This is a genomic window from Pseudomonas sp. DrBHI1 (assembly GCF_002205115.1).
Classification (GTDB): Bacteria; Pseudomonadota; Gammaproteobacteria; order Pseudomonadales; family Pseudomonadaceae; genus Aquipseudomonas; species Aquipseudomonas mosselii.
The window spans coordinates 72,300-80,085 of the sequence record NZ_NIBE01000143.1; the positions used below are offsets into that span (position 1 = coordinate 72,300).

Genomic DNA, 7,786 nt, shown 5'->3' on the forward strand with positions numbered 1-7,786 from the left:
ATCGAACGAACGAGGCAGCAGCAAGGCTACCCGGTCACCCGCCTGTACGCCCTGCTCCAGCAGGTACCCGCCCAGCCGGTTGGCCTGCCGGTCGAGCGCCTGGTAGCTCCAGCGCCGCGTGCCATGGGCCACCGCCAGCGCATCCGGGCAGGCCTTGGCCTGCGCCTCGAACAGGGCATGCACGGGCAGGTCGCGGGGATAGTCGCGACGGGTCGCGTTGAACTGCCGCGCCACGCGCTCGCGCTCGGCGTCCGGCAAGGCGTTGATACCGTTCAACGGCGCCGCCGGCGTGTCCGCCAGGGTATCGACCAACCGCGCCAAGGCCGTCTGCAGCAGCTGGCAGACCAGTGCCCCCTCCACTTGCGGCACCGCCTGCACGGTCAGGATGAAACCGTCACCCAGGTCGTCGACGCTGACCACCAGCGGGTAGTTGCTGCGCTCATGGGCGGCCAGCAGTTCGATGCCCTGCCAAGCCTGTGCGCGCTGCGCCCCGGTCGCCGCGCTGTGGCGGTAGTTGAGCAGGCTGGTGAACAGCGCCTGGGACGCCAGCACACCGCTGCAACGCTGAGCCAGGGCCAGGGACGCTTGCTCGTGGGCCAGCAGACGCGCCAGACGCTGATGGGTCAGGCGCACGCCGTCGACCACGTCCATCCCGCCCACGCTGACCCGCAATGGCAAGGTGTTGATGAACATGCCCAACGCGCGCTCGGCGCCCTCGCCGCCCTGCAGGCGACCGAGCAGCACGGTGCCGAACACCACTTCCTCGCGGCCGGACAGTTGCGCCAGCACCTGCCCCCAGGCCTGGTGCACCAGGCTGGCGACGCTGATGCCCAGCAACCGTGCCTGCTGACGCAGGCGCAGGGCCAGTGGCTCATCCAGGCGCTCGCGGTGGTCGAGCACGTGGCTGCCGTCGCCCCGCGCCCCGCGCAGGCCGAACACTTCGGTCGGCTCGTCGATATCGCCGAGCAGTTCGCGGAACAGTGCCTCCTGCGCCTGGCTGTCGTCGCGCAGGCGAGCCTGGGCCACATAGTTGCGGTAAGGGACGCTGTCACCCTCGGGCATGCGCCCCAGCAGCGCGTCGCCGACCTCGGCCACCAGCAGCTCCATGGCGGCGTGGTCGAGGAGGATATGGTGCAGCAGCAGGGTCGCCTGCAAGCGGCCCTTTTCCACCTGGCGGCTCAGGTGCATCAATGGTGCGCGGCCCAGGTCCAGGCGCGGGCTGTCCAGTGCCGGCTCAAGGTCCAGGCGCGCCTCGCGCCAGACCACCTGCACCGCTTCGTCGAGCCCCTGCCAGTGCACGCTGGTGCGCAGGATGTCGTGGCGGGCGATGACCTGGTTCAGCGCCGCGACGAAGGCCTCCAGCTCGGTCTGGCCGGCGAAGGCGAAGTTCAGTTGCAGTACGTAGGGGTCGACCTCGGCGCTGGCCAGGTGGTGGTAGAGAATGCCCTGCTGCAACGGCGCCAGGGCGTACAGGTCCTGGATGTTGGCCGCGCCGCCGGGGATTCTCTGCACCAGGCTGTCGAGCGCGGCCTGCTCCACCGTCGCCAACGGCAGCATGTCGGGGCTGATGCGTGTGCAGCCCGCCGGGATACGGTTGGCCGGCACCTCCAGCGTCACCTCGCCGCCCACCGCCGCCGCCAGCGCGGCCAGGCTCGGCTGACCGAACAGCACCCGCACATCCGCCGCGAGGCCGGCCTGGCGCATGCGCGCGGTCAGGGTCACGGCCAGCAACGAGTGGCCGCCGAGCTCGAAGAAGTTGTCATGACGACCGACCCGGTCCACGCCCAGCAGTTCGCTCCACAGCTGCGCCAGCAGGGTCTCGACTTCGCCTTGCGGCGCCTCGTAGACCTGCTGCGTGGCTTCCGGCTGTGGCAGCGCCTTGCGGTCGAGCTTGCCGTTGGGGCTCAGCGGCAGCGCCTCGAGGTAGGTGAACGAAGCCGGCACCATGAACTCCGGCAACTGGCCCAGCAGCGCTGCGCGCAGCGTGTCCGGCGCCTGCCGGGCACCGGTGTAGTACGCCACCAGGCGCTGCTCGCGGGCCAGCACCACCGCCTCCTTGACCCCTTCGATACGGGTCAGGCAGGCCTGGATTTCGCCCAGTTCGATGCGCAGGCCGCGGATCTTCACCTGGTCGTCGTTGCGCCCGAGGTACTCCAGGTTGCCATCGGCCAGGTAGCGGGCCAGGTCGCCGGTGCGGTACATCCGGCCACCGGTCCTGAGCGAGAACGGATCATCAAGGAAGCGTTCGGCGGTCAGTTGCTCGCGGTTGAGATACCCCCGCGCCACCTGCACGCCACCGATATACAGCTCGCCGGCCACGCCCACCGGTACCGGCTCGCCCTGGGCGTCCAGGACGTACAGCGCGGTATTGGCGATCGGCTTGCCGATCGGCGTGTTGTCCGGTGCCGTCACGCAGTGCCAGGCGCTGACATCCACCGCCGCCTCGGTCGGGCCGTACAGGTTGTGCAGCTCGACCGTCGGCAGCTGTGCGTGGAAACGCCGTACCAGGCTGCCGGGCAAGGCCTCGCCGCTGCACAGCACGCGCTTGAGCTGGTGCGGCAGGACTTGGCCATGGGCGAGGAACACATCGAGCATCGACGGCACGAAGTGCAAGGTGCTGACCTGCTCTTCACGGATAACCTCGCGCAGGTACTCGGGGTCACGATGTCCTCCAGGGCGTGCCATCACCAGACGGGCGCCGGTCTGCAGCGGCCAGAGGAACTCCCACACCGATACGTCGAAGCTGAACGGGGTTTTCTGCAACACCACGTCACCGGCGCCCAGCCGGTAGGCGTCCTGCATCCACAGCAGGCGGTTGACCACCCCGGCGTGCTCGTTCATCACGCCCTTGGGCAGGCCGGTGGAGCCGGAGGTGTAGATCACATAGGCCAGGTGTCGCGGGGTTAGCCCGGGCACCTGTGGGGCCTGCGCCGGCTGCGCCTGCCAGGTTGGCCGGTCGAGGTCGATCAACGTCGCCCGACTCGCCTGCGGCACGTCGCGGGTGGCGCCGTGCACCAACACCGCCCGCGGCGCGCTGTCATCGAGCATGTGACGGATGCGCTCGGCCGGGTAGTCCGGGTCGACTGGGACGTAGGCGCCGCCGGCCTTGAGGATGGCCAGCAAGCCGACCACCATCGACAGGCCGCGTTCGACGCAGATCGCCACGCGATCGTCGGGTTTTAACCCCAGCGCAATCAGGTGATGGGCCAGGCGGTTGGCCTGCTCGTCGAGCTGGCGATAGGTCAGCTCGCCTTCCTCGGACTTCACTGCAATGGCCTGCGGCGTGCGTCGCACCTGGGCCTCGATCATGCCGTGCAGGGTCTGCTCCAGGTCGTACGCCACCGTCGTGTCGTTGAAATCGACCAGCACCTGGCGCCGCGCCTCGGCATTGAGCACCGGCAACCGGTTCAGCGCCTGCTGCGGCTGTTGCTCAAGCGCCAGCAACAGGCCGTCGAGCACCTGCAGCATCTGCGCGCAGACCCGCTGCGCGCCCACCCGGGCCGACACCTGCACGCCCAGGCGCAGGCCATCGCCGAAGTCATCGACGTTCAGGCTCAGCGGGTAGTTGGTGCGCCCTTCGCTGCCCAGGGTCTCGATCCCCTCCCAGGCCTGTGACTGCGGCGCGGCGCGGGTGCTCTGGCGGTAGTTGAGCATGGCGCTGAACAGCGGCAGCGGCGCGGCCACCTGGCTGCAGCGCTGGGCCAGGGCCAGCGAGGCGTGCTCGTGGACCAGCAGCGCCGACAGCTCGCGGTGGGTGGCCAGCACGCCGTCGCGCACGCCCAACCCGTCCAGCTCGACCCGCAACGGCAGGGTGTTGATAAACATGCCCAGTGCCCGCTCGCTGCCCTCGCCGCCCTGCAGGCGGCCCAGCAACACGGTGCCGAACACCACGCGGCCCTTGCCGCAGGCCACCGCCAGCAGGCGCGCCCAGGCCAGGTGCACCAGGCTTGCGGTGCTCACCCCCAGCTGTCGAGCCTGGTCGCGCAGGCGAGCATAGCGGGCGCCCTCGAACGCTACCTCGGCCTCATCGAGGGCGCGGCCATCGCCTTGCACCTCGCGCAGGCCGAACGGCAGGCTCGGCTCGTCGATATCGCCCAGGCGGTCGCGGAAGAACGCCTCGTGCTCGGCCTCGCTGACGCCAAGGCGCGCCTGGGCCACATAGTTGCGGTACGGTACCGAGGCCGGCAACGGCTCGCTCTGCCCCAGCAGGTAGCTGCGCAGTTCGGCCTGCACCGCCTGCATGGCGATATGGTCGAGCACGATATGGTGGAACTGCAGCACCGCCTCGACCCGCTGGCTGCCCGGCTCGGTGCGGTGCAGCAGGCGGATCAGCGGCGCCTGACCAAGGTCCAGGCGCGCCAGGTGGGCGTCGTCGAGCGGCGCCAATTGCAGCGGCGCCTGGCGCCAGACCACCTGCACCGGTTGCGCCAGACCGTCCCAGAGCACTGCGGTGCGCAGGATGTCATGCCGGGCGATGACCTGCTCCAGGGCCTGGGCGAACGCCTGCAGACGCGCCGGGCTGTCGAAGCGCAGCCGCGCGCGCAGGGCATAGGGATCGGCGCCCACGGCGCTCAAGTGCAGGTAGAGGATGCCCTCCTGCAACGGCGCCAGGGGGTAGATATCCTGGACATTGGCCGCACCACCCGGCACTGCGGCGGCGATACGCTCGATGGCGGCCGGCTCCAGGTTCACCAGCGGCAGCATGTCCGGGGTGATCTGGGTGCAACCCGCCGGGATCCGGTTGGCCGGCACTGTCACCGCGCCACCCTGGCCCAGGGTGGCCGCCAGCGCTGCCACGCTCGGCTGGCCGAACAGGGTGCGTACATCCACCTGCAGGCCGGCCTGGCGCAGGCGCGCGGTCAAGGTTACGGCCAGCAGCGAGTGACCGCCCAGTTCGAAGAAGTTGTCGTGTCGCCCTACCCGCTCCACGCCCAGCAGTTGCGACCAGATCTCGGCCAGCAGCACCTCGGTCTCGCCCTGTGGCGCCTCGTACTGGCGCGCCTGCAGGTCCGGCAACGGCAGCGCCTTGCGGTCGAGCTTGCCGTTGGGGGTCAGCGGCCAGCTGTCGAGGTGGATGAACAGCGCCGGCACCATGTACTCCGGCAACCGCGCCAGCAATGCCTGACGCAGCGCGTCGGTCGACTGCGGCTCGCCACGGTGGTAGGCGACCAGGCGATCACCGCCGTGTGGATGCCGCTGGACCAGCACCAGGGCCTCACGCACGCCGGCCAAGCGGTTCAGGCAGGCCTCGATCTCGCCCGGCTCGATGCGCAGCCCGCGCAGCTTGATCTGGTGGTCGGTGCGACCCAGGAACGTCAGGCTGCCATCGGCTGCCTGGCGTACCAGGTCGCCGCTGCGGTACAGGCGCTCACCCTCGACGAACGGGCTGGCGATGAAGCGTTCGGCCTGTTGCTCCGGCAACCCCAGGTAGCCACGCGCCACCCCGGCGCCGCCGATATGCAGCTGGCCGGCGACGCCCCAGGGTACCGGCTGGTCGTGGGCATCGAGGACGTACAGGCGGGTGTTGTCGATGGGGTGGCCGATCGGCAACGCGCCAAATGGAATCGGTTGTCCGGGTTCCAGGGTCCAGACGCTGCAGTCGACCGTGGTTTCGGTGGGGCCGTAGACGTTGTGCAGGCGCACTTGCGGCAAACGCTGGCGAACCTGCCGGGCCAAGGCCTCGGTCAACTCGCCGCCGCCGCAGACGATATCGGTCAGGCTGGCGCAGGCGGCGCTGTCGTCCTGGTCGAGGAACTGCTGCAACAATGCGGGCACGAATTGCACCACGCCGACCTGCTGCTGGCGGATCAGCCCGGCCAGGTACTGCGGGTCGCGCTGGCCATCCGGCTTGGCCAGCACCAGGCGCAGCCCGCTGCACAGCGGCCAGAACAGCTCCCACACCGAGGCGTCGAAGCTCACCGGGGTCTTGTGCAGCACCGCGCCGCCGACCGGGAACCGGCGCGCACTCCAGTGCACCAGGTTGGCCAGGTTGCGCTGCTCGACCATCACCCCCTTGGGCAGGCCGGTGGAACCAGAGGTGTAGATCACATAGGCCAGGTGCGCGCCGTTAAGCCCGGGCACCCGCGGGTCGCTGTCCGGCTGTCCGGCCCAGCTCGGTTGATCGAGATCGACCTGCGGCAACGCCGCTTCGCCGACCAGCGTCCGCGTGCCTCGTTGCACCAGCAGCACTCGCGGCTGACTGTCGGCGAGCATGTGGCCGATACGATCTGCCGGGTAATCCGGGTCCAGCGGCACATAGGCCCCGCCGGCCTTGAGGATGGCCAGCAGGCCGACCACCAGCGACAGGCCGCGCTCGACACAGATAGCCACCCGGTCGTCAGGCTGCACGCCCAGCGCGATCAGGTGGTGGGCCAGGCGGTTGGCCTCGGCGTTGAGCTGGCGATAGCTCAGTTGTCCTTCCTCCGACTGCACCGCGACCGCCTCGGGATCGCGCGCCACCTGCTGCTCGAACAATGCCTGGACGGGCTGTTCGACATCACCGGCCTGGGCCGTCGCGTTACAGGCCTGCAACAGTTGCCCACGCTCATCGTCCGGCAATACCGGGACCGACAGCAGCGCGTGCCGTGGCTGAGCCTCCAGACCTTCCACCATGCCCTGCAGCACGTGCCGCATTTGCCCGCAGATCCGCTGGGCGCCAACGCTTGCCGGGGTCATCGCCACCAGACGGAAGCCTTCCCCCATGTCATCCACGCTCAAGCTCAGTGGATAGTTGCTGCGCTCCTGGCCATCGAGGAACTCGATGCCCTGCCACTGCTGGCGCCGGTCTTCGCTCGCCGCCTGGCCATGGCGGTAGTTGAGCATGGCGCTGAACAGCGGCGTCGGGGCCGGCACGCCACTGCAACGCTGGGCCAGTGCCAGCGACGCGTGCTCATGCACCAGCAAGGCACTCAGGCGCTGCTGGGTCAGGCGTAAGGCGTCCTGCAGGTCGAGGCCTGCAAGGTCCAGGCGCAGCGGCAAGGTGTTGATGAACATGCCCAGGGCCCGCTCGGCGCCCTCGCCGGCCTCCAGGCGGCCCAGCAACACGGTGCCGAACACCACACGATCGGTGCCGCTGACGGCAGCCAGCAGGCGGGCGAAGGCCAGGTGGAACAGGCTGGCGGGGCTGATGCCCAGCTGCCGGGCCTGTTGCCGCAGCCGCGCGGCCAGGGTTTCGTCCAGCCACAGCCAGGCTTCCTCGACGGCCTGGCCGTCGCCCTGTACATCGCTCAGGCCGTAGGGCAGCGTCGGCTCGTCGATATCGCCCAGTTGCGCACGGAAGAACGCCTCGTGCTCGGCCTGGCTGACGCCCAGGCGCGCCTGGGCCACATAGTTGCGATAAGGCACCGGGGCCTGCACCGGCGCGGCGCTGCCCTGCAAGTAGCCCAGCAACTCAGCGCCGATGATCTCCAGGGCAGTGTGATCGAGGACAATATGGTGGAACTGCAATAGCGCCTCGATGCGCTCGCTGCCGGTCACGCCGCTATACAGCAGGCGGATCAGCGGTGCCCGGGCCAGATCGAGGCGTTGCAGGTCTTGCCCATCCAGCGGCGCGACCAGCAGCGGCGCCTCGCGCCAGACCACCTGCAACGGTTGCGCCAGGCCTTCCCAGAGCACGGCGGTACGCAATACGTCATGACGGCTGATAGCTTGGCGCAAGGCCCTGGCGAACGCCTCCAGGCGTGCCGGGCTGTCGAATGCCATGCGCGACTGCAGCACATAGGGATCGTGCTCCGGCGAGCTGAGGTGGTGGTAAAGGATGCCCTCCTGCAACGGCGCCAGTGGGTAG

At 69.5% G+C, this 7,786-nt stretch carries 1 protein-coding gene; it reads right to left on the minus strand.

Going from position 1 to position 7,786, the window contains the following annotated elements:
• The coding region (locus CC207_RS27295) for a non-ribosomal peptide synthetase (RefSeq protein WP_218192835.1) at positions 1-7,786 on the minus strand (7,786 nt) is incomplete at both ends.